We start from the raw sequence: 21,212 nt of genomic DNA, 5'->3' as shown, positions 1-21,212 counted from the left end.
GTGGGATTGCACCCGGCATTCGCGCAAGACATCGTGGCATGGCCGCTGGCCGGCTCCCGTGCGTTGCCGTTTGGACCAAGCGATCTTGATTTGACAATTCCGCACGCGTCGTCGCAGGTCTCGTCCCGCGACATGCGTGCAATCAGTCCTCTCCCCGAAGTCAGCGCAGTGCTGGCGATAGCGCCGGCCGAGCCGCTCGCGCAGGCACGGCCAGCAGCCTGGAACGGCAAATGGGCGGCGGCGATCGTCATCTCCTGCCTGCTCCATGCCGCCGTGGCGGCGGCCTTTCTGATCTCGCCGTCGGGGACATTCGTCTCCAGTGATGCCATGCAGTCGGAAGGCCGCGATCGGGCGGGCGCAAATGTCGTCGGCAGCGCGCTGGATCGAGACCCGGCGGCGATCGATGTTGCGCTTGTGCCGAACCCGCAACCGACCAAAACAATGCCAGAAAAGCCAGCCAGGCCGGCGTCGCCAACAGAACCTCCACAGCCCGTACAGGAAGCAACGAAGCAGCCCCCCAAACCTTTGCCGGAACCTGTCAAACAGCCAGCCGCCACGCCGGACATATTGGTGGCCGGCACCCCACGCCCGGATAACCAGAGCGTCGCTGCCAATACTGAAATGCCGCCACGGCCGACTGCGCAATCCGAAGACACCGACGCGCCAGCCGCAATCCCAGAACAACCGCCGATCCCCAGCGCGAGGCCGAGTCCAGCAGCTGCCCCGGCAACTGCAAGCGCACCATATGAGAAGCGCGGCACGGCGGATGGTCACGAAATCAACGCGGCAATCGCCAGCAAAGGCGGAAAACAAAAAGATGCCGGCAACGCTGCGGCATCCCGCTACAGTGGCGAGGTAGCCGGCAGGTTGGCTCGCGCCAATCGCCGCGTATCGAAATCCGCACAAACGACAGCCCGCAACAATGCCATGGTGGCATTTGTGGTGCTGGCCAACGGCAGCATCAGCAACTTGCAACTCGCCAAAAGTTCGGGCTCGCCGGAGCTCGATCAATTTGCCTTGGACCTTGTGCGAAAACAGGCGCCCTTCCCTCCAATCCCCCCGGAGACCGGCCTGTCAAGCTGGCGGTTCAAAGCACCAATCGGTCCGTTCTGAGCCTCTGCCGCGCCGTTCAAGCCATCAATCAATCGCCAAAGTACAAAACCGCTGAAAGGAACCGCATGTACATCGCCATGAACCGCTTCAAGGTGCAGAACGGCTCGGAGACCGATTTCGAGGCCGTCTGGAAGAATCGCGATTCCAGCCTTGCCGAGATGAAGGGTTTTCGGGAATTCCATCTGCTGCGCGGCCCGGTCAACGAGAACGAAGGCTACACGCTGTTTGCCTCGCACACGGTGTGGGCAAGCCAGGACGATTTCGTCGCCTGGACCAAGTCGGAAAACTTTCGCGCCGCGCACAGGAATGTCGGCACGACCAAGGTGCATTATCTCGGCCACCCGCAATTCGAGGGCTTCTCCGTCGTCGAGGGCGCTTAGAGCAATTCCAGGAAAGTGTGTAACGGTTTCCCGTCCGGAATTGCGTCAAAACAAAGAGTTAGAGCGGCTCGGCGCTTCATCAAACGCTGAACCGCTCTAGCTCGGCTCAGGCCGAGGCAAGCAGGCTGGCATTGCCGCCAGCGGCCGTGGTGTCGACGCAGACGGCCCGCTCATGCGCATAGGCGGCGGGGTAGAACACCTCGCTGACCAATGGCACGATAGGCCCGGTCCGGTCGGCAATCACCTTGCGCACGATGCGCGCCGCCTCCGGCGTGCCTGAAAACGCGACGACATCGACGCGCAGCGAACGCGCCTCCACCGGATCGGGCCGACCGTCTATGGCCGACAAAGGAAGGCCTTTGCCAGTCAATGCGGACAGTGCGGCCGGCGCGCCCGGGGCCACGGCCAGCACCGCATTGCCGGCGGCAAGCGCCTGGATCGTCTGGGCAAGCAACGTATCAGCATCCGGCCCCAGGCACAGCACGCGGCCGCGCGGCGACAGCGACAGCGTATTGGCCTCGCCGGTCGGTCCGGGCAGGTCGACCTGGCCGAAATCGATGCTGGCGGCAGCGCCGATCGCCGCGGCGCCCTTGCCGCGCAGATGCTTTCTCAGGATGGCGATGCGGTCCGGCCGCGTCGACCAGCCGCCAAGTGCCGGGTCGGGCAGATTGTCAGCCAGTTCGGTTGCCGTAACCTTGTGGCCTTCGCCAACGTCCGTACCCGCCTCCGGCCCCTTGCGGAAGCGACGCAGATAGTGCGGGCCGCCGGCCTTCGGCCCGGTGCCCGAGAGCCCCTCGCCGCCAAACGGCTGCGAACCGACGACGGCGCCGATCTGGTTGCGGTTGACGTAGATGTTGCCGGCATGGATGCCGTCGACGAAATGCTGAACCCGGCCTTCTATGCGGGTGTGCAAGCCGAAGGTCAGGCCATAGCCCTTGCGGTTGATGGCGGCGATGACCGCATCGATCCCGTCGGCGTCGAAGGTGGCGACATGCAGCACTGGCCCGAACACTTCGCGGTCCATCTCTTCGATGCCCTTGACCCTGAAGACATGCGGCGCGACGAAGCGACCATCCTTCGGCGCCTCCAGCTTGGCGATCAGCCGGCCCTCAAGGCCCTTCTTCGTGCAATAGTCGCTGATCGCACCTTGAGCTTCGTCATCGATGACCGGGCCGACATCGGTCGCAATCTGCCAGGGATCACCGATGTTGAGCGCCTCCATGGCGCCCTTCAGCATCTCCAGCATCTTCTTCTCGACGTCCTTCTGCACATAGAGCACGCGCAGCGCCGAGCAGCGCTGGCCCGCACTCTGGAAGGCCGAGGCCAGGATATCGCGCACCGCCTGTTCGGGCAGCGCGGTTGAATCGACGATCATGGCATTGAGACCGCCGGTTTCGGCGATCAGCATGGCGTCGGGCGCGGCGGTCTCGGCGAGCTGCTTCTCGATCAGCTTGGCGACCTCGGTCGAGCCGGTGAAGCAGACGCCGGCAATGCGCGGGTCGGCGGTCAGTGGCGCGCCGACCGAGGGCCCGTCGCCTGGCAGCAACTGGATGATGTCTTCCGGCACGCCGGCCTCGCGCAGCAGCTCGACGGCGCGGAAGGCGATCAGCGGCGTCTGCTCGGCCGGCTTGGCGATAACCGAATTGCCGGTGACGAGCGCCGCCGCGATCTGGCCGGTGAAGATGGCGAGCGGGAAATTCCACGGCGAGATGCAGACGATCGCGCCGCGCGCCTGCGTGCCGGCCTCGGCATTCGCGGCCTCGGCGGCGTAGTAGCGCAGGAAGTCGACGGCTTCGCGCACTTCCGCCACACCGTCGGCGAGCGATTTGCCGGCCTCGCGGGTAGCCAGCGCGAAGAACTCCACGGCATTGGCCTCATAGAGGTCGGCGGCGCGGTTGATGATGGCGGCGCGCTCGGCGACAGGCCGCCTGGCCCAGGCGGGTTGCGCTTCCGCTGCGATGCGCACGGCAATCGCGACCTGCTTGGCGGCCGCCTCGTGAACCGTGCCGACCACTTCGTCAGGCTTGGCCGGATTGACGATCGGGCGCTGCTTGCCGTAGCCGGCGGCACGCGTGATTGGCTTGGCATGCCAGCGATCCGGTCCGGCGAAGGCCGTGCGGGCCTTGTCGATCGCTGCCAGCGTCACCGTGTCGGTGATGTCGAATCCCTTCGAGTTACGGCGGCCGGCCCCAAAAATCCGCGAAGGCCGGGCGATTGCCGGATTGGCGGCCGGCCCTTGGTCGTCGACTGTCTCCAGCGGATCGCGCGCGATGTCTTCCGGCTCGACATCCTCGTCGGTCAGCTGATGCACGAAGGAGGAGTTGGCGCCGTTCTCCAGCAGCCGGCGGACCAGATAGGCCAGCAGGTCGGAATGCGCGCCGACCGGCGCATAGATGCGGCAGCGCGTGCCCTCGGACCGACGCACCGTCTCGTGCAGCGCCTCGCCCATACCATGCAGACGCTGGAACTCGAAGGAATTGCGGTCGCCTGCCATCGACAGAATGGCGGCGACGGTGTGGGCGTTGTGGGTGGCGAATTGCGGATAGATGCGGTCGGTCATGCCAAGCAGTTTCTTCGCGCAGGCGATGTAGGAAACGTCGGTGTTGGCCTTGCGGGTGAAGACCGGATAGCCTGACAGTCCGAGCGTCTGCGCCCGCTTGATCTCGGTGTCCCAATAGGCGCCCTTGACCAGCCTCACCATGATGGTGCGGTCGTATTTCCTCGCAAGCGCGTAGAGCCAGTCGATGACGAACGCGGCACGCGGCCCATAGGCCTGGACGACGATGCCAAAGCCGTTCCAGCCGGCGAGCTCCGGTTCGGCCAGCACCCGCTCGATGACATCGAGCGACAGATCGAGGCGGTCCGCCTCTTCGGCATCGATGTTGAGGCCCATGCGCGAATGGCGGGCGGCGAGTGCCAGCGACAGCAGTCGCTCGGCCATGACAGGCAGCATTTCTTCCTTCTGCGCCACCTCGTAGCGCGGATGCAGCGCCGAGAGCTTGACCGAGATGCCGTGGTTCTGCCTGATATCTGGGCCGTTGGAGCCGGAATCGAGCGAGGAAATGGCGTCGGCATAGGCCTTATGGTAGCGCAGCGCGTCGGCCTCGGTGCGGGCCGCCTCGCCCAGCATGTCGAAGGAGTAGAGATAGCCCTTCTGGATCATCGGTCGGCCGCGCTTGACGGCTTCGGCGATGGTGCGGCCGAGCACGAACTGCTCGCCCATCTCGCGCATGGCGGCGGCCACCGCCTTGCGGATGACCGGCTCGCCCAGTCGCCTTACCATCGAACGCAGCGTCCCTTCGATGCCGCCCTCGCCCTCGTCGAGCACCCGGCCGGTCAGCATCAGCGCCCAGGTCGAGGCATTGACGAAGATTGAGCTCGACCCGCCTGAATGCGCGGACCAGTCGTGCGGCGCGATCTTGTCGGCGATGAGATCGTCCATCGTCTCGGTGTCGGGCACGCGCAGCAGCGCCTCGGCCAGGCACATCAGCGCCACGCCCTCCTTGGTGGAGAGACCGTAGGCGGAGAGAAAAACCTCCATCAGCCGGGGATCGGACGAGCCGCGCACCGCCCGCACCAGATCGGCGGCTCGCGCCGAGATCGCATTGCGATCCCTCACAGAAAGCCCTGTCGCGTCGGCCAGCCGCTTCACGGCCTCGTCTTCGTCGGGCAAATAATTGGCGCGAATCTGCTGGCGGATGGTGTCGAGCGGCATGGCGGGTCCTGTGGAGCAAGCATCAGGGAACAGGCCGGCGGTCACCGGACCGAATGGCGCAAGCTAGCACAGCTCCAAAATTTCAGCCGGTCCGAAGAAATCGACATCACAACCCATTTGATCTATCATAGCAGCCCAAGGTGACCGAATGGACTGCAGTTTCCATGACAGAAGACCAATTGGACCGCATCGATCGGAACATCCTGTCGGCGCTCGCAAGCAGTGGCCGGCTTTCCATGTCGGAACTGGCGGCAAAGGTCGGCCTGTCGAAGACGCCGGTTCAGGCGCGCGTGAAGCGGCTGGAAAAGGATGGCTATATCAGGGGCTATCAGGCGATCATCGACCGTGAGCGCATGGGCGAAGGCCATGTCGCCTTCGTACAGGTGAAACTGTCCGACACCCGTTCCGCCGCTCTCGACGCCTTCAACCGCTCGGTGCAGGCGGTTCCGGAGATTGAGCAGTGCCACATGATGGCATCGAGCTTCGACTATCTGCTGAAGGTCCGCACCCGCGACATCGCCGCCTATCGCCGTGTGCTCGGCGAGCGCATCTCCGCCCTCCCCCACGTCGCCCAGACCTCGACCTTCGTGGCGATGGAGACGGTGAAGGATCGATGACCATGATCCCGAAAAGTGGACGCCGGTTTTCGGACGAGATCATGGTCAAACAAGAAAACAGAGCCTACTCCGCAAGCGTCTTCAAAAACGCCACCAGCGCCGCACGCTCCCGATCCGACAGTTCCAGCGGATGGATTTCTGACGTCCCCTCCACGCTTGGCGCTGCCTTGGCATAGTGCGCCACCACCTCGTCGAGCGACGAAAACTGTCCGGCATGCATGTAGGGCGGCCGCGTCGCCGCGGCGCGCAGCGATGGCGTCTTGTAGGCGCGCACCAGTTGCGGCGCATCCTTGACCATGAAGCGGAGTTCGCCGCAGGCGCTCGCGTCGCCGTCGCGATAGGCGCCGAAGCAGTTGAACTGATCAGCCTGAACTTGAGCCACGGCATCGACGCGTCCACGATCCGGCGGCAGACCCGCGACGGGCGGCACGCCGGTATTGTGAAAACTGTTGTCGGTGAAGCGCGGGCCGTTATGGCAGGTCACGCAGTTGGCCTTGCCGATGAACAGCTTCAGCCCGAGGATTTCTTCGCGCGTAAAGACTGCATCGCCCTTCGGCTCGGCGCCGGTGGCGAGATCCAGCGCAAAGCGGTCGAAACGCGTCTGCGAAGGCTCGATCGAGCGTTCGAAAGCCGCGATCGCCTTGCCGATATTGGCATAGACGCGGTTGATCGCGTCCCGCTGCGCATCGTTCATCGCGTTCCAGGCAGCCCTTTCGACATCGTTTCCGAGCGGGCTGGCATTCAACGGAATGCCGGAAAAGTCGGGCAGAGGCCCGAAAATGCGCTCATAGCGCTCGCCGAAGCGCGCCTTGATATAATGCGCGTAGGCGGCGCGGTTTCCCGCCTGCTCCAGCGGGTTTTCCAACGGCGTCAGCGCTTGCGCCCACAGGCTGTCGCGGCGACCGTCCCAGAAGAACCAGGGGTCGCGTGCCACGCCCGCCAGCGGCATGGTGCGCCGGTTGGTGCGGCCGACGCCCACCGCTTGCGGCAGGTCGTCCTGGAACTGCCGGTCGATCTTGTGGCAGGTCGAGCACGACACCGTGCCATCGCGGCTCATGCCGAGATCGAAGAACAGCGTCGAGCCTAGGGCCGCGGCGGCCGGCACATCGGCGAAGCGGTTGGTCGTGTCGGGCTTCAGCGACGGCAGCGTGTTCAATGCCAGGGAAGCGATGGTCTTCTTCTCGGCGTCGGAAAAATCGGGTTTGCCGCAGCCGCCAAGGATGACGGCGACACTTAGCGCCAGAAAGCAGAAAAGGCGCTTCATCGATCGCTCACAGCACGACGTTGAACAGCACCGTGTCGGAGCCGGCGCCGGAAGAGATGGCGAAACGAAATTGCCACCAACCGCTCATGGTGAATTTCACCCCTTCGATGCGGTAACGGCCCTCGCCCAGATAATCGGTCACCTGCGGGCTGGTTGGCAGCCCGTGATTGTGTTGCGGCATGCCGCCTGAGATGGCAATCGCGGCGCGCTCCACCGAAGCGCCGGTCTTTGTCTTCAGCGTCAGCAGCCAGGATTCCAGTTCGCCCTGCAGCACGACGCCGCGTTCCGGGACGAAGCTCGCCACATACAGCCCATTGTCGGTCTTCTTTGTTCGCGAGACATCCGGTCCGACGGTCTGCGCCGATTGCGGAGCGGTCAGATAGACGACCGCCAGAACCCCGACCAGCAGAGCAGCCAGACCCAGACCCGCCAAGAGATAACGCCATAACGATGCCAAACCAGTTCCTCTTCTGCAGACAACGTTCTGCCGGATGGATCGCATCCCGCCAGCCTGTGGGAAAACGCTGTGGCGCAAAAAAGCCTGCTTGCCAAGCATGGCGCTGCCGTCGGCAAAAAGCTACAGCACCGAAATCACTGGAGGATTGCAGATGGCGGGAAACGGCGTCGCATCGATCGGCGAATGCATGCTCGAACTGTCGGGTCAGACCGGCCCGAACTGGCGCATGGGTTTTGCCGGAGACACGTTCAACACGCTGTGGGCGCTGCACGCATTGAGCGGCGACCGGCCGGCGACCTATGTCTCGGCCTTCGGCGACGACCCCTTCTCGCACAACCAGATCGGCTTCTTCGCCGAAAACGGCATCGGCATCGGTTCCAGTCCGCTGATAGCGGGCGCGCGCCCCGGCCTCTATGCGATCACCTTGACCGGCGCCGAGCGCTCCTTCACCTACTGGCGCGGCGACGCCGCCGCCCGGCAGCTCGCCTCGGATCCCTCGGCATTGTCGAAAAACCTGGAAAATCAGGCACTTGTCTACTTTAGCGGAATCACTTTGGCAATTCTCGACGATGCCGCGCGCAAAACACTGCTGGCCGCCGTGGCCGAAGCGCGGGGGGCTGGCTCGCTGATCGCTTTCGACCCCAACTACCGGCCTCGGCTCTGGCGCAACGGCGAGGACGCCCAGGCAGCGATCGTCGAAGCGCTTGCCGTCACCGACATCGCGCTGCCGACCTTCCCCGATGAGCAGATCCTGTTTGGTGACAAGACACCGCGTGCGACAGCCAAGCGGCTTGGACAATGGGTCGGCGAGATTATCGTCAAGAACGGCGAACAGCCGGCTCTGATCTGCGAAAACGGGATGCAGCACGACATGCCGGCGATCCATGTGGCTGCCCCCGTCGACACCACCGGCGCCGGTGACTCCTTCAATGGCGGCTATCTCGCGGCGCGACTTGCCGGCCATGGCCCGCGCGAAGCGGCCCGCCGGGCCCATCGTGTCGCCGCCGCCGTGGTGCAGGTCCGTGGCGCACTGGCGCCATTCCAGACGCTACGGGCAGCGTTCGACGGCTGAGGTCTGTCAATCCTAGGGCAGGCGGAAACGGTATTCCGTCACATGATGGTAGATCGCGCCCGGCCATAGCGTGGCTTGCGGAAAATACGGCCGGTTCGGCGCATCGGGCCAAATCTGCGGCTCCAGGCAGAAGCCGGAATATGCCTTATAGTCCCGACCTTCCAGCCCCTTGCGCGGCGTCACATACTGGCCGGTGTAGAGTTGGACTCCGGGCTCCGTGGTCCAGACTTCCATTTCGACGCCCGAACTCGCCCCTTGCGTCCATGCTGCTTGCCGCAGCGGCCCGCGCGTCGAAGCAAGGCAGAAATTCTGGTCGTAGGGCAGTTGTTCACCCTCGGTCTCCATGCGCAGCGGCCGCGCCTGGCGGAAATCGAAGGGTGTGCCGTCGACTGGCTTGACCACACCGGTCGGGATCATGTCGCTGTCGACGGGCAGATAGGCGCCGGCATTCACCATCATCCTGTGGTCGAGAATGTCGGCGACGCCACCGTCATCGAGGTTGAAATAGGAGTGCTGGGTGAGATTGCACAGCGTCGGCTCCTCGCAAGTCGCCGTCAGCTCGACGCTGAGCGTGCCGGGGATCTTCAGCCGATAAGTGCAGGTAACGTCGAGCGCGCCCGGGAAGCCCATCGCGCCGTCGGGATCGTGCAGCGTCAGCGTGACGAAATCCCTGCCGTGCAGCGAAACCGTCCATGGCCGGTGCGAATAGCCTTGCGAGCCGCCATGCAGCGTATGTTTGTCGAGGAAATTCGGCTCGGTCTGATAGCGGTTACCGGCGATCGTGAAGCGGCCGTCGCGGATGCGGTTGGCATAGCGGCCGACCACCGCGCCGAAGAAGGCGTTGTCGGCCTCATAGGCCTCCAGAGTGTTATAGCCGAGCACCAGCGGCGCATCGTGCCCGGTCAGGCGTAAATCCTGGATGATGGCGCCCAGCCCGATGATGTTGGCGGTGAGACCGCCGCCCCTGATGGTGAAACGGCGCACCGGCTCGCCCGTCCGCGTCGTGCCGAAAACCTCACCGTCCTTCATTGCCATGCCCGTAAATGCCAGTTGATCCGGAAGGGTTCGGCCGATTCTCCGACGCAAGACAGGAAGGCCAGCGGCCTCCCTGTCTCAAGGACAGTGTATCAGAGGCCGAGGCCGCCGATGCACACATATTTGGTATCGAGATAATCCTCGATGCCCTGATGCCCGCCTTCCTTGCCCAGGCCCGATTCCTTGACGCCGCCGAACGGCGCTTCGGGCGTGGTGATGAGGCCTTCATTGACGCCGACCATGCCGTATTTCAGCCCTTCCATGATGCGGAACGCGCGGCCGAGATCGCCAGTATAAAAATAAGCGGCGAGGCCGAATTCGGTATCGTTGGCGAGCGCGATGGCTTCCTCTTCGGTCTCGAACTTGAACACCGGGGCGATCGGGCCAAAGATCTCTTCCTTCATGAAGCGCATCTTGGACGTCGCATTGGCAATGACGGTCGGCTGGAAGAATGAACCGCCGAGCGCATGGCGCTTGCCGCCGGCTACGACCTTGCCACCCTTCGACGTCGCGTCGGCGATGAACTCCTCGACCTTCTCGACAGCCTTCTCGTCGATCAGCGGTCCCTGCTGCACCCCTTCCTCGAGGCCGGAGCCAACCTTCAGCGCGTTGCTGGCGGCGACGAGCTTCTCGACAAACTTGTCGTAGACTCCTGCCTGAACGAGGAAGCGGTTGGTACAGACGCAGGTCTGGCCGGAATTGCGGTACTTGGCGGTGATGGCGCCGGTGACGGCGCGATCGATGTCGGCGTCGTCGAAGACGATGAACGGCGCATTGCCGCCGAGTTCCATCGACACCTTCTTGACCGTGACGGCCGACTTCTGGATCAGCATCTTGCCGATCTCGGTCGAGCCGGTGAAGGTGATCTTCGATATCAGCGGGTTGGCGCAGATTTCGTCGCCGATCTCGCTGGCCGAACCGGTCAGGATGTTGACGACACCCTTGGGGAAGCCGACTTCCTCGGCAAGCGCCCCCCAGGCAAGACCCGAATAGGGTGTTTGCGAGGCCGGCTTGACGACCGCGGTGCAGCCGGCGGCGAGTGCTGGGCCGAGCTTGCGGGCCAGCATCGAGGATGGGAAATTCCATGGCGTGATCGCGGCGATGACGCCGACCGGCTCCTTGGTCACCAGAATGCGGCGGTCCGCCCATGGCGACGGCACGACGTCGCCATAAGTGCGGCGGCCTTCTTCGGCGAACCAAAGGATGTAGGCCGCGGCCGAGCCGATCTCACCCTTCGATTCGAACAGCGACTTGCCCTGCTCGATGGTCAAGAGTTCGGCCAGCACGTCCTGATTGTCCATCATCGCGTCATGCAGCTTGCGCAAGAGCTTCGAGCGCTCGAGCGCGGTGGTCTTGCGCCAGGTCTTGAAAGCTTCGCTGGCCGCTTCGATGGCGCGGCGCGTCTCGGCCTTGCCCGATTTCGGCACCGTGCCGATCTTGAGGCCGGTGGCCGGGTTGTTGACGTCGACCGTCTGGCCGCTGTCGGCCTGAACCCATTCGCCGTTGATGAGATTGGCCTGCCGCATGAAATGGCTGGTTTTCTGAAGCATGGTCTATCCTCCGTTCGGCGCGCTGACGGGCCGGTCTGTGAATTCTTCGGTGAGCGTGTCCGATGACTTGAGGCCGGCACGCCGGAGCCACTGCTCTTTACCTAGGGCAAGCCCCGCAAGCAATTGCAAGATGGCATATAGGCTTTAGTCCAGCCGAGCGCGAGAAAAATTAACATGTAAATTAATATTTAGGCCAAATCTGCCCCAGGCCGGACCTACCCAAAGACATGGACCACCACCGTCAGCCAGAAGGCGGTGGTGATGGCGGCGCAGGCCGTGGCGATGGTCATCTGGTTCGATGCTAGCGCTTGGCCGGTGTTGAACTGCACGGCGATGAGATAGGAATTGATGCCGGATGGCAGCGCCGCCACCACGACCGCCACCTTGGCGGTCATCGGCGGCAGGCCGAGCAACCAGACGAAGGCGAGAACCAGCGCCGGCATCAGGAACAGCTTCAGCGCCGAAAGCGCCAGCGCCGGCCGCACATTCCCCGATATCCCGAAGCGGCGCAGGCTGAGCCCCATGGCAAATAGCGCCACCGGCCCTGCCGTCTCGGCAAGCGCATCGACCAGCCGCATGACGAGATCGGGCAGCGGCACGCCGCTGAGCCGCCATGCCAACCCCAGCAGAATGCCGATGATCAGCGGGTTGAGGAAAAGCCGCCGCAGGAAACTGCGCAGCACCCGAAGTGGATGCACGTGCTCGCCACCGCCGCGGCCGAACGTCTCGAACAGCACGATCGAGGCCATCATCATGATCGGCAGATGCACGGAGACGAGCAGCGACAGCACTTCGAAGCCGCTCGGGCCGAATACGCCCAGAATGAAGGGAGCGCCGAGCAACACGACATTGGAATAGGCCGACGAGACACCGCCGACGACACCGGCGCGTGCGTCGCGCCCGAAGACCCGCGTGGTGACGACATGGCCGGCGGCCCAGGTGATCGCCACCGCCGTGAAATACGCCCCCCACAGCGGCCAAGGCGCCACGCCGTGGAAGTCGGAGTTCACCATCGTCTGGAACAACAGCAGCGGCATCGCCACCGAAACCGCGAAGTCCGATATCCCCTCGCCACTCGCCGGCTTCAAATAACCCGTGAGTCCGGCGAGATAGCCGAGCCCGACAAGACTGAAGACAAACAGGACCGTTTCTGTGAGCGGAGACATCTTTCAGGGATAGGCGAGCCCAGATTGCAGTGCAATCGCCGAGCTCTTCAAACGCACTCGCGCAGTTGAACAGTCGCCTGAATTTGATCACGGTCACGTGACAGGGCTATAGAGCTTGGGATCATCAGCGCGGACAGAAGCGGCAAATGGATTTTGTCGAAGCTTCGAGACAGTATATTTTCAGACAGGCGTGGCTCGTGGCTCTCATCGCCGCGCTGTTTTGTCTTGCCGCAACGGCGCTTGCACTTGCCGAGACGAAAAGTCTCAAGGGCGTGGCGCTGATCATCGGCCAGTCAAATTACCTGCATATCGCCGCCCTGCCCAATCCGGCCAACGACGCGCGCGACATGGCCAAGATGCTGACAGACCTCGGCTTCGACGCCCGCAACGTCACCGATCGCGATGCCGCCAAGCTGAAGCGCGACCTCGAACGTTTCGTCGAGGATGCCGAGGGCGCCGACGTCGCCTTCATCTATTACTCCGGCCATGGCATCGAAGCCGGCGGCGAGAACTATCTGGTTCCCGTCGATGCCGATGTCTCGTCGCTCAAGGACGCGGGCCAGGCCCTGGTGCCGATGTCCTCCGTCATGGACGAGTTGAAGAAGACAGTTCCGGTGACGATCATGCTGCTCGATGCCTGCCGTACCAATCCGTTCCCGCCGGATGCCGTGGTGCGGCGCGCTCCGACCGCCTCGGCCGAACCGATCGGCGCCGGCGGCCTGGAACCTGTGCGTGGCGCCAAGGCACTTGGCAACACACCGGCGACCGACGCGAGCCTGGGCTCGGTGGTCGGCTTCGCCGCCGAACCGGGGCGCCCGGCACTGGATGGCGCGGCCGGTGAAAACAGCCCGTACGCCGCCGCGCTGCTGCGCCACCTAGCGGCCATGAAAGGCACGGAGTTCGGCTTGGTGATGCGCATGGTGACCGAAGAGGTCTATCTCGACACCAAGGCCAGGCAGCGCCCCTGGGTCAATGAAAGCTTGCGCCGGCTGCTTTATTTCGGCGTGGCACCGCCGGAGCCGACCGGCGACGACGGCTTGATCACCGGCGAGAGGCGGCAATTGCTGCTGACGATCTCCGACCTGCCTGATCCCCAGCGGGCGCAGGTGGAAATGGCCTCGCTGCAGGATGGCGTGCCGCTCGACGCGCTCTATGGCGTGCTGAGAGCCCTCGGCACGGACAAGATCCCCGAAGACCCGACCGACTTGCAAAAGGTGCTCGACGCCCAGGCCGAACGCCTGAAGAAGATGATGTCGGAGCGTGCGGCGCTGCGCACCGACGACCCCGAAATCAAGCGCCTCGTCGCATCCGCCGACAAGGCTATCGGCCAGGGCGCCATGGTGGCGGCGCGTAAATTCCTCGACGATGCGGTTGGCAGGGTCGAGCAGAACAGCGGTGCCGTTGACGAGACCGAGGAGTTGATCAGGCAGAAGCGCATCGCCGACGCCGCCATCTATGCCAAGCGCGCCGATGCCGCCGCACTGGTCTTCGACTATAAATCCGCGGCCAACGATTACGCCAAGGCATTCTCGCTGGTTGAGAAATGGGACGACAAGCTGCGCTGGAATTACAAGAACCAGGAAGCCGAGGCGCTCAACTCCCACGGCTACGCCACCGGTGATCTGGATGCGCTCCAGCACGCGATCGAAGCCTATCGCGTCATCCTGAATTTCATCCCCAATGGCGAGCAGAACCGGGATTGGGCCATCACCCGCAACAACATGGCGGTGGTGCTGCAGACTATCGGCGAGCGCGAGACCGAAACCGCGCATCTCGAAGAGGCAGCCCGGATTTTAAGCGATTCGCTCGTCGTCTTCGAACGCGAGAAGGACGACCGCAACTGGGCGGCAGCGCAGAACAACCTGGCCAACGTGCTCTTGAAGATCGGCGAACGAGAGAGCGACCCGAAACGGCTCAACGACGCGGTGGCTGCGATGCGTGCCACATTGGAAAAGCGCCCGCGCGACAAGCTGCCGCTCGACTGGGCCGCCTCGCAGAACAATCTTGGCCTGGCGCTCTATGCCCTTTCCCAGCGCGACCCAGCCGGCGAGCACCTGAAGGACGCGGAAGCCGCCTACCGGCTGGCGCTGGAGGAATACACGCGCGAGAAAGCGCCCGTGGAATGGGCGATGGTCGAGAACAATCTCGGCAACACGCTGGTCACGCTTGGCATCCAGCTCAACGACAAGGCCAAGATCAACGAGGCTGCCGACGCTTTCCGCGCCGCGCTGAAAGTGCGAACCCGCGAGACCTTCCCGGTCTCGTGGGCGACCAGCCGGCTCAACCTCGGCAACGCGCTGAGCGGCGTTGCGCGCTTTGACATGGGCACAAGCTCGCTTGAAGAGGCAGCCACGGCCTATGACGATGCGCTGACGGTGTTTACCCGGCAGCGTTTCCCGATGGATTGGGCGTCCGCGCAGAACAATCTTGGCTCGATCTATCAGACGCTTGGCCAGCGGACCCGTGACGCGGCCCAGCTGGAACAGTCGGCCGAGGCCTTCCAGGCAGCCCGGCAGGTCTATGTGAGGCGGAAATTCCCGCAGGATTGGGCGATGAGCTATTACAATCTCGGCAACACGCTGCAATTGCTTGGCGGCGTGACGGACAAGCCTGAGCGCTACAGCGAGGCAGTTAATGCCTACGGCAATGCGTTGCGCGAGTACAAGCGCGAGACGAATCCACGGCAATGGGCGCTGGCCCAGGCCGGTCTCGGGTCGACGCTGCACTGGCTTAGCATGAGCAATGCCGATCCGAAAACCTTACAAGCGTCGATCGCGGCGCGGCGGGCCGCCCTCGAAGTGCTAACCATGGAAACCGCGCCCATAGATTGGGCCAATGCCCAGAACGGCATCGGCATGAGCCTGCTCAACCTCGGCAACATCGAAAGGACAGGCAAATATCTCGACGAGGCCGAGGCGGCTTTCACGGCGACGCTGAAAGTGTTCACCAGGGAAAGCCAACCCATGCAGTGGGCCTTCGAACAGAACAATCTTGGCGACATCCACTGGAACCGCGCCAACTATGGCGGCGGCAAGGCCGAATATCTCAAGGCCATCGAATTCTTCGAGAACGCCAAGCAGGGCTTTACCGAAGCCGGCTTCACCATTCCCATCCCGCTTACCAACCAGAAGATCGATCTGGTGAAAAAGCAAATCGCCAAAAAGTGAGGCTGGGACTTCCGCAACGCCCGCTTGTCTTTGTGCCGGCGTTCCGATCCCTATATGCGAATGACCGGAACCCGATGTCGGGCTCCCGGAAGGACTGCGATGATCCGATTTGCCCTGGCCTTGCTTCTGCTCGTCGTTCCCGCCGCGGCCCATGCCACGGATGCCGGATGGGCGCTGCTGCGCGATGGCGGGCATGTCGTACTGCTGCGCCATGCCATGGTCACCGGCAACACCGATCCGGCCAATTTCGATATCGACAGCTGTGCCACCCAGATCAATCTCTCGGCGCGCGGCAAGCAGCAGGCGAGCAAGATCGGCGCCTTGTTCGCCGCTCGCGCCGCCCCCATCGAACGCGTCCTGTCCAGCCGCTACTGCCGCTGCCTCGACACCGCGCGCATCGCCTTCGAGGCCGAGCCGGAGCTATTTGCACCGCTCGACCTCCTGAAGGGCGACGATGCGCAGAAGGCAGCGCAAATCGCCGCCATCATGAAGGAAATCCGCGCCTATTCCGGCTCAGACAATCTGGTCATGGTTACCCATCTGGAAGATATCGTGGCGCTGACCGGCGTATCGCCGCGCGAGGGCGAGGCGGTGGTCGTCGAGCCACAAGGCGACAGCCTGCGCGTGCTCGGCCGCGTCACTTTCTGACCAACCTGGCACTGTTGCCGAAATGCCACCGCTGAAAGAAGCCGTAAATTCGCCGCGACAATGCCGCTTGCGACAACCCGTCGCAGGCTCTATAGCCGCGCTCCCGGTCACGAAAACCGAAACGAGCACAACGGTTGGAGCTTTCGCCTCCGCCCGTGCAGGCGGCTTTGTCGCCCTGTATACGGCGCCGCTTCGGGGGTTGGGATCGCGGATGTAGCTCAACTGGGAGAGCGCCGGATATAATCCGGAGGTTGTGGGTTCGAGTCCCGTCGTCTGCACCACGGATAGCTCAGTTGGGAGAGCATCAGACTCATAATCTGACTGTCGAAGGTTCGAGTCCTTCTCCATTGGCCTGATAAGCCAGCACCCTGCCACGGTGTTATCTGAAAACGGTCCGGGGACCGGAATGCAGAAGACCTGACGGACGGCACAAGCCCTCGGGCGACGGCCGGCTCGACAGGTCTGACGCCATCGGCTCGCGGCCAGGCACGCGGTGATGATCAAGGCGCAGTGTCGCCGGCAAGGGAGGCTTTGGCCTCCGGCGCCCGCTTCCCTGCGCCGCGATCCGCTCCCGAAGGCCCGCCGCGATTTGATGCCACCGGTCCCCGGATCATTCGTGCTGGGACCGAGAAGACGATTGGAAACGAGAAACGAAGGGAAGATCGACGCATGACGTGACGCCTCGCATGGGGCCATGCCCGACAGGAGTAAGACAATGACTATTCTCGATCAGGTTCTTGGACGCGAGCGCGTCCTCGTAAAGGAAAACGAACGTGCCCTCACCCTCTACAAGGGGGAGATCCAGGCTGTCCTGCTGCCGGGCGAGCATTGGCTCGCCAACCGGGGCGGAAGCTTGGAAGTGTCGCGGCACGATCTGAAGAACCCGGAATTCGTTTCGGCATACGAGAAGGCGTTGTTCGACAAGCTCCCGGATGTGGCCGCGCGTCATTTCACCGTCGTTCGCACCGGACGAACGGATGTCGCCGTCATCGAGCGTGACGGCAATCTGCATGCCGTGCTGGCCCCAGACCGCAAGCTTGTGCTGTGGACGCATGCCGGTCCGTGGAAGGTGGCGCTGGTCGACACGTCGGTCGATCTCGCCATCGACCCGGCGCTCATGCGCCGGCTTGGCCAGGCCCGCAAGACGGAACTGATGTCCGTCCACCCGGTCGTCGATGGTCAGGCCGGACTGCTGTTCGTCGACGGTGTGCTGGTGCGCACGCTCGCCGCCGGCGTGCATGCGTTCTGGAACGTCGGACGCATGGTGCAGGTGAAGGTCGTCGACCTCAAGCGCCAGTCGCTTGATGTCGCCGGGCAGGAAGTGCTGACCAAGGATCGGGTGACGATCCGCGTCAACATCGCAGCCGAATACCGGGTCGTCGACCCGGTCAAGGCGGTGAGCGCTGTGAAGGACTTCTCCGAAGCCCTCTACCGCGCCCTCCAGTACGCCTTCCGCAAGACGCTGGGCGCACTGACGCTCGACCAGATCCTTGAAAAGAAGGTGACGGTCGATGAGGAAGCCGCGGCCAAGGTCCGTGCCGACATGGCCGGGATCGGTGTCGAGGTCAGCGATATCGCGCTCAAGGATGTGATCCTGCCGGGCGAGATGCGCGAGATCCTCAACCAGGTGGTGTCGGCCGAAAAGCAGGCCGAGGCCAACGTCATCCGCCGCCGCGAGGAGACGAACGCCACGCGTTCGCTCCTCAACACGGCCAAGGTAATGGCGGAGAACCCGGTGATGCTGCGGTTGAAGGAGCTCGAGGCTCTGGAAACCATCGCCGGCAAGGTCGAGCGGCTGACCGTCCACAACGGAACGGGCGGACTGCTGAACGACCTGGTCAAGCTCCGCGACAGCTGATGCACGTCGCCCAAAAGCGGTTCCGGTTTTGGGACAACGATGAGCATCGAGAAAAAAGCCTGACGTGACGTAATAGGAAGGGCCGCCGGGTTGACCGGCGGCCCTTCTTGCGTTTCTTGGGGCGGCTTCCCATCTGCGCCCGGCTTATCAGGCCTTTTCCTGCCGGGAAAAACCGATTAGACAGCGCCCAAACAAGATGCGGACAGATTCCGCCCGCAAAGAAGGAAAAGCCCCTTGTCTACCACGAACTCCACCACGTTCGACAAAGTCGCCAAGATCATTGCCGACACCAGCGAGATCGACATCGACACGATTACACCCGAGAGCCACACGATCGACGATCTCGGCATCGACAGCCTCGATTTCCTCGACATCGTCTTCGCTATCGACAAGGAATTCGGCATCAAGGTGCCGCTGGAAAAGTGGACCCAGGAAGTCAATGACGGCAAGGCTTCGACCGACGATTACTTCGTCATGAAGAACCTCTGCGCCAAGATCGACGCGCTGGTCGCCGCCAAGACCGCCTGACGTCAGTTGAGCGCGCGACCTTGACGCGCTCTGCCGCCTGACCCACAAAGCCGCCCATGAGCAGCCCCCGCGACGTCGTCATCACTGGTATCGGCCTTGTCTCCTCGCTGGGAGAAGGCCCTGACGCCCACTGGCAGAAACTGGCGCAGCCGGGCCTGCAGCCGGTGCTCGAAGCGGCGCGCTTTGCGCCCTACACCGTCCATCCGCTGCCGGAAATCGACTGGAACCTGCAGATCGCCAAGCGCGGCGACCAGCGGCAGATGGAAACATGGCAGCGGCTCGGCACCTATGTAGCCGGGCTTGCGCTCGACGACGCCGGCATCAAGGGCAATGATGAGCTCTGCACGACCATGGACATGGTTGTCGCCGCCGGCGGCGGCGAGCGCGACGAGGCGGTCGATGCCGCCATTCTCGCCGCATCCGAGAGCCGTAACGACCGCGACGTGCTGCTCAATGAGAAGCTGACCACCGAGTTGCGGCCGACCCTGTTTTTGGCGCAGCTTTCCAATCTGCTCGCCGGCAACATCTCCATCGTCCACAAGGTGACGGGCTCGTCGCGCACCTTCATGGGCGAGGAAGGTGCCGGCGTCGCCGCCGTCGAAACGGCCGCCGCGCGCATCCGCTCCGGCCAGTCGACGCACATCCTGGTCGGCGGCGCCTTCCAGACCGAACATTCCGACATGCTGCTCGGTTACGAGCTTGCCGGCTATTTGCATCGCGGCCCCTGGAAACCTGTGTGGCAAAGACAGGGCGCTGAGGGCGGCGGCGTCGTTACTGGCTCCGGCGGTGCCTTCCTGGTGCTGGAGCAGCGCGAACACGCCATCAGTCGCGGGCGCAAGATTTATGCCGAGCTCGGCCCGGTCGTCTCAGGCCGCGCCAGGCGATCGCGCGGGGAACTCGACACCGAGATCGCCTCGCTGCTCAGCCAGGCGGCGCTGCCAGGCGGCAAGCTGCTGGCGCTTTCGGGCGCCTCGGGCGCGCACGCCGCAACCACCGCCGAGAAGGCTGTGCTCGATGCTAATCCGGCGATTGCCACACGCGGCTTCTCGACGCTGACCGGCCACATGAAGGAAGCACAGTTTCCTTTCGCGGTGGCGCTGGCGGCACTCGCCGTGGAACGCAAGGCCGCTTACCCTGTTTTCGATGCCGCAGCCGAGAAGCCGTTTGAAGGCATTCCCGCAAGTGTCCTTGCAACGGCGATCGGCTATCACCAATTCGAGGGCATGGCGCTGGTCAACGCCGCATAACGCGGCGCTCGCGATCCATGCTGCAACGATAAACGCTCGAGGGCTCCCGGATGGCCAATCTGAACGATCACATGGGCAGGCCAATCGTCGCCGTCACCGGCATCGGCGTGGTCACCTCGCTTGGCGTCGGCAAGACCGACAATTGGGCGGCGTTGACCTCCGGCACGTCGGGCATCCACCCGATCACCCGCTTTCCCATCGATCAACTGAACACCCGCATCTCCGGCATGGTCGATTTCCTGCCGTCGAGTTCGAAAGGTGCCAGCCCGCTTACCTATGAGCTGGCCGAGCTTGCCGGCCTCGAAGCGGTGACCGAAGCCGGCCTTGATTCCAGCGACTTCGGCGGACCGCTTTTCCTCGCATCGCCGCCGGTCGAACTCGACTGGGCCGAGCGCTTCTCGCTCTACAATTCTGACAAGGACAAGGATGACACCGCCGCCGAAAGACTGCTTCGGGTGGCGCGTAGCCTGAGAGAGCTGGATATCTTCGAGACCACCCAGTTCGGTTCGATCGCCGACCGCCTTGCCGACCGTCTTGGCACACGCGGTCTGCCGATCACCCTGTCGACGGCTTGCGCTTCAGGTGCCACCGCGATCCAGCTCGGTGTCGAGGCGATCCGACGCGGCGAATGCGACCGTGCGCTATCGATCGGCGCGGACGGTTCTGCCACCGCCGAGGCATTGATCCGCTTCTCACTGCTTTCGGCACTCTCCACGCACAACGACATTCCCGAAAAGGCATCGAAGCCTTTCTCCAGGGATCGCGACGGCTTCGTATTGGCCGAGGGATCCGGGGCGCTGGTGTTGGAATCGCTTGAGGCGGCATTGGCTCGCGGCGCGACCATTCTCGGCGTCCTCAGCGGTTGCGGCGAGAAGGCCGACGACTTCCATCGCACCCGCTCGAAGCCGGACGCTTCGCCCGCCATCGCCGCGGTTCGCGCCGCCCTCGCCGATGCCGGCCTGAGTGAAGAAGAGATCGACTATGTCAACGCCCACGGCACTTCGACCCCCGAGAACGACAAGATGGAACATCTGGCTCTGTCGACCGTATTTGGCGAGCGGATCGGCTCGATGCCGGTCTCGTCCAACAAGTCGATGATTGGTCACACGCTATCGGCGGCGGGCGCCGTCGAAGCGGCATTCTCGCTGATGACGATGCGCGAAGGCGTCATTCCGCCGACCATCAATTACGACAATCCCGACCCGGCGATCGTGCTCGACGTGGTGCCGAACAAGAAGCGCAATGCGCAGGTTCGCACCGTTCTGTCGAACTCCTTCGGTTTCGGCGGCCAGAACACTTGCCTTGTCATGGCGCGGGAACCGGTCTAAGCGACCTTTTTCAGCCAATGCATGTCGCCCAACAGTGACCTCGGTTTTGCGATAGCGACATGCATAA

The 21,212-nt window shown here is 63.6% G+C and carries 16 protein-coding genes and 2 tRNA genes; 12 read left to right on the top strand and 6 right to left on the bottom strand.

The window, feature by feature from the left end; genetic code table 11:
• Both A3AU_RS0102530 and hmuQ read left to right on the top strand, forming a co-directional pair.
• Nucleotides 1-1,113, top strand: a complete 1,113-nt coding sequence (locus A3AU_RS0102530) for an energy transducer TonB family protein (protein WP_335334227.1) — start codon at nt 1-3, stop codon at nt 1,111-1,113.
• Between the two features lie 65 nt (nt 1,114-1,178).
• Nucleotides 1,179-1,493 carry a heme-degrading protein HmuQ gene (hmuQ, locus tag A3AU_RS0102525; RefSeq protein ID WP_027051397.1) on the top strand — a complete coding sequence of 105 codons (315 nt, stop codon included), beginning with the start codon at nt 1,179-1,181 and terminating at the stop codon, nt 1,491-1,493.
• Nucleotides 1,494-1,599: 106 nt separating this feature from the next.
• Here hmuQ and putA read toward each other — a convergent pair whose 3' ends face one another.
• Nucleotides 1,600-5,208, bottom strand: a complete 3,609-nt coding sequence (putA, locus tag A3AU_RS0102520) for a bifunctional proline dehydrogenase/L-glutamate gamma-semialdehyde dehydrogenase PutA (RefSeq protein WP_027051396.1) — start codon at nt 5,206-5,208, stop codon at nt 1,600-1,602.
• Nucleotides 5,209-5,372: 164 nt separating this feature from the next.
• Between putA and A3AU_RS0102515 the strand changes: the two genes are divergently transcribed.
• Nucleotides 5,373-5,825: an Lrp/AsnC family transcriptional regulator gene (locus tag A3AU_RS0102515; RefSeq protein WP_027051395.1), complete on the top strand. Its 453-nt coding sequence runs from the start codon at nt 5,373-5,375 to the stop codon at nt 5,823-5,825.
• A 64-nt stretch (nt 5,826-5,889) separates the two neighbouring features.
• Here the strand turns inward: A3AU_RS0102515 and A3AU_RS0102510 are convergent, their stop codons facing one another.
• Both A3AU_RS0102510 and A3AU_RS0102505 read right to left on the bottom strand, forming a co-directional pair.
• Entirely contained in the window at nt 5,890-7,089 is a 1,200-nt protein-coding gene (locus A3AU_RS0102510) for a cytochrome-c peroxidase (RefSeq protein WP_027051394.1), read from the bottom strand.
• 7 nt (nt 7,090-7,096) lie between these two features.
• Nucleotides 7,097-7,546 (bottom strand): FixH family protein, encoded by a 450-nt coding sequence (locus A3AU_RS0102505; protein ID WP_027051393.1) that lies wholly within the window; start codon nt 7,544-7,546, stop codon nt 7,097-7,099.
• Between the two features lie 151 nt (nt 7,547-7,697).
• On the opposite strand from A3AU_RS0102505, the gene A3AU_RS0102500 reads away from it, so the two are divergent.
• Complete coding sequence (locus tag A3AU_RS0102500) at nt 7,698-8,618, top strand: sugar kinase (RefSeq protein WP_027051392.1); 921 nt, start codon at nt 7,698-7,700, stop codon at nt 8,616-8,618.
• Nucleotides 8,619-8,630: 12 nt separating this feature from the next.
• Here A3AU_RS0102500 and A3AU_RS0102495 read toward each other — a convergent pair whose 3' ends face one another.
• From A3AU_RS0102495 to A3AU_RS0102485, 3 genes are all read right to left on the bottom strand, one after another.
• Nucleotides 8,631-9,653: an aldose epimerase family protein gene (locus tag A3AU_RS0102495; protein WP_027051391.1), complete on the bottom strand. Its 1,023-nt coding sequence runs from the start codon at nt 9,651-9,653 to the stop codon at nt 8,631-8,633.
• 92 nt (nt 9,654-9,745) lie between these two features.
• Nucleotides 9,746-11,203 carry an NAD-dependent succinate-semialdehyde dehydrogenase gene (locus A3AU_RS0102490; protein ID WP_027051390.1) on the bottom strand — a complete coding sequence of 486 codons (1,458 nt, stop codon included), beginning with the start codon at nt 11,201-11,203 and terminating at the stop codon, nt 9,746-9,748.
• 215 nt (nt 11,204-11,418) lie between these two features.
• Nucleotides 11,419-12,369, bottom strand: coding sequence for an AEC family transporter (locus tag A3AU_RS0102485; RefSeq protein ID WP_027051389.1), 951 nt, complete (start codon nt 12,367-12,369; stop codon nt 11,419-11,421).
• Between the two features lie 197 nt (nt 12,370-12,566).
• Here A3AU_RS0102485 and A3AU_RS0102480 point away from each other — a divergent pair, with 197 nt between their 5' ends.
• The 8 genes from A3AU_RS0102480 to A3AU_RS0102445 all read left to right on the top strand — a co-directional run bounded on the left by A3AU_RS0102480 (nt 12,567) and on the right by A3AU_RS0102445 (nt 21,145).
• Complete coding sequence (locus A3AU_RS0102480) at nt 12,567-15,536, top strand: caspase family protein (RefSeq protein WP_245235397.1); 2,970 nt, start codon at nt 12,567-12,569, stop codon at nt 15,534-15,536.
• A gap of 99 nt (nt 15,537-15,635) precedes the next feature.
• Nucleotides 15,636-16,184 (top strand): histidine phosphatase family protein, encoded by a 549-nt coding sequence (locus A3AU_RS0102475; RefSeq protein WP_027051387.1) that lies wholly within the window; start codon nt 15,636-15,638, stop codon nt 16,182-16,184.
• A 207-nt stretch (nt 16,185-16,391) separates the two neighbouring features.
• Nucleotides 16,392-16,465: transfer RNA gene (locus tag A3AU_RS0102470), tRNA-Tyr, on the top strand.
• Nucleotides 16,466-16,467: 2 nt separating this feature from the next.
• Nucleotides 16,468-16,535: transfer RNA gene (locus A3AU_RS0102465), tRNA-Met, on the top strand.
• Nucleotides 16,536-16,899: 364 nt separating this feature from the next.
• Nucleotides 16,900-18,042: a slipin family protein gene (locus tag A3AU_RS0102460; RefSeq protein WP_027051386.1), complete on the top strand. Its 1,143-nt coding sequence runs from the start codon at nt 16,900-16,902 to the stop codon at nt 18,040-18,042.
• A 234-nt stretch (nt 18,043-18,276) separates the two neighbouring features.
• Entirely contained in the window at nt 18,277-18,570 is a 294-nt protein-coding gene (locus tag A3AU_RS0102455) for an acyl carrier protein (protein WP_027029416.1), read from the top strand.
• 56 nt (nt 18,571-18,626) lie between these two features.
• Nucleotides 18,627-19,817, top strand: a complete 1,191-nt coding sequence (locus tag A3AU_RS0102450; RefSeq protein WP_027051385.1) for a beta-ketoacyl-ACP synthase — start codon at nt 18,627-18,629, stop codon at nt 19,815-19,817.
• Between the two features lie 50 nt (nt 19,818-19,867).
• The gene (locus tag A3AU_RS0102445; protein WP_027051384.1) at nt 19,868-21,145 is read left to right on the top strand and encodes a beta-ketoacyl-ACP synthase; all 1,278 of its coding nucleotides are present in this window, start codon (nt 19,868-19,870) and stop codon (nt 21,143-21,145) included.
• The last annotated feature ends 67 nt before the right edge of the window (nt 21,146-21,212 follow it).

This window comes from Mesorhizobium erdmanii USDA 3471 (genome assembly GCF_000472705.1).
GTDB classification, from domain to species: Bacteria; Pseudomonadota; Alphaproteobacteria; order Rhizobiales; family Rhizobiaceae; genus Mesorhizobium; species Mesorhizobium erdmanii.
Note: the sequence above shows the minus strand (reverse complement) of the source record. Positions and strands in the feature narration are given on the sequence as shown.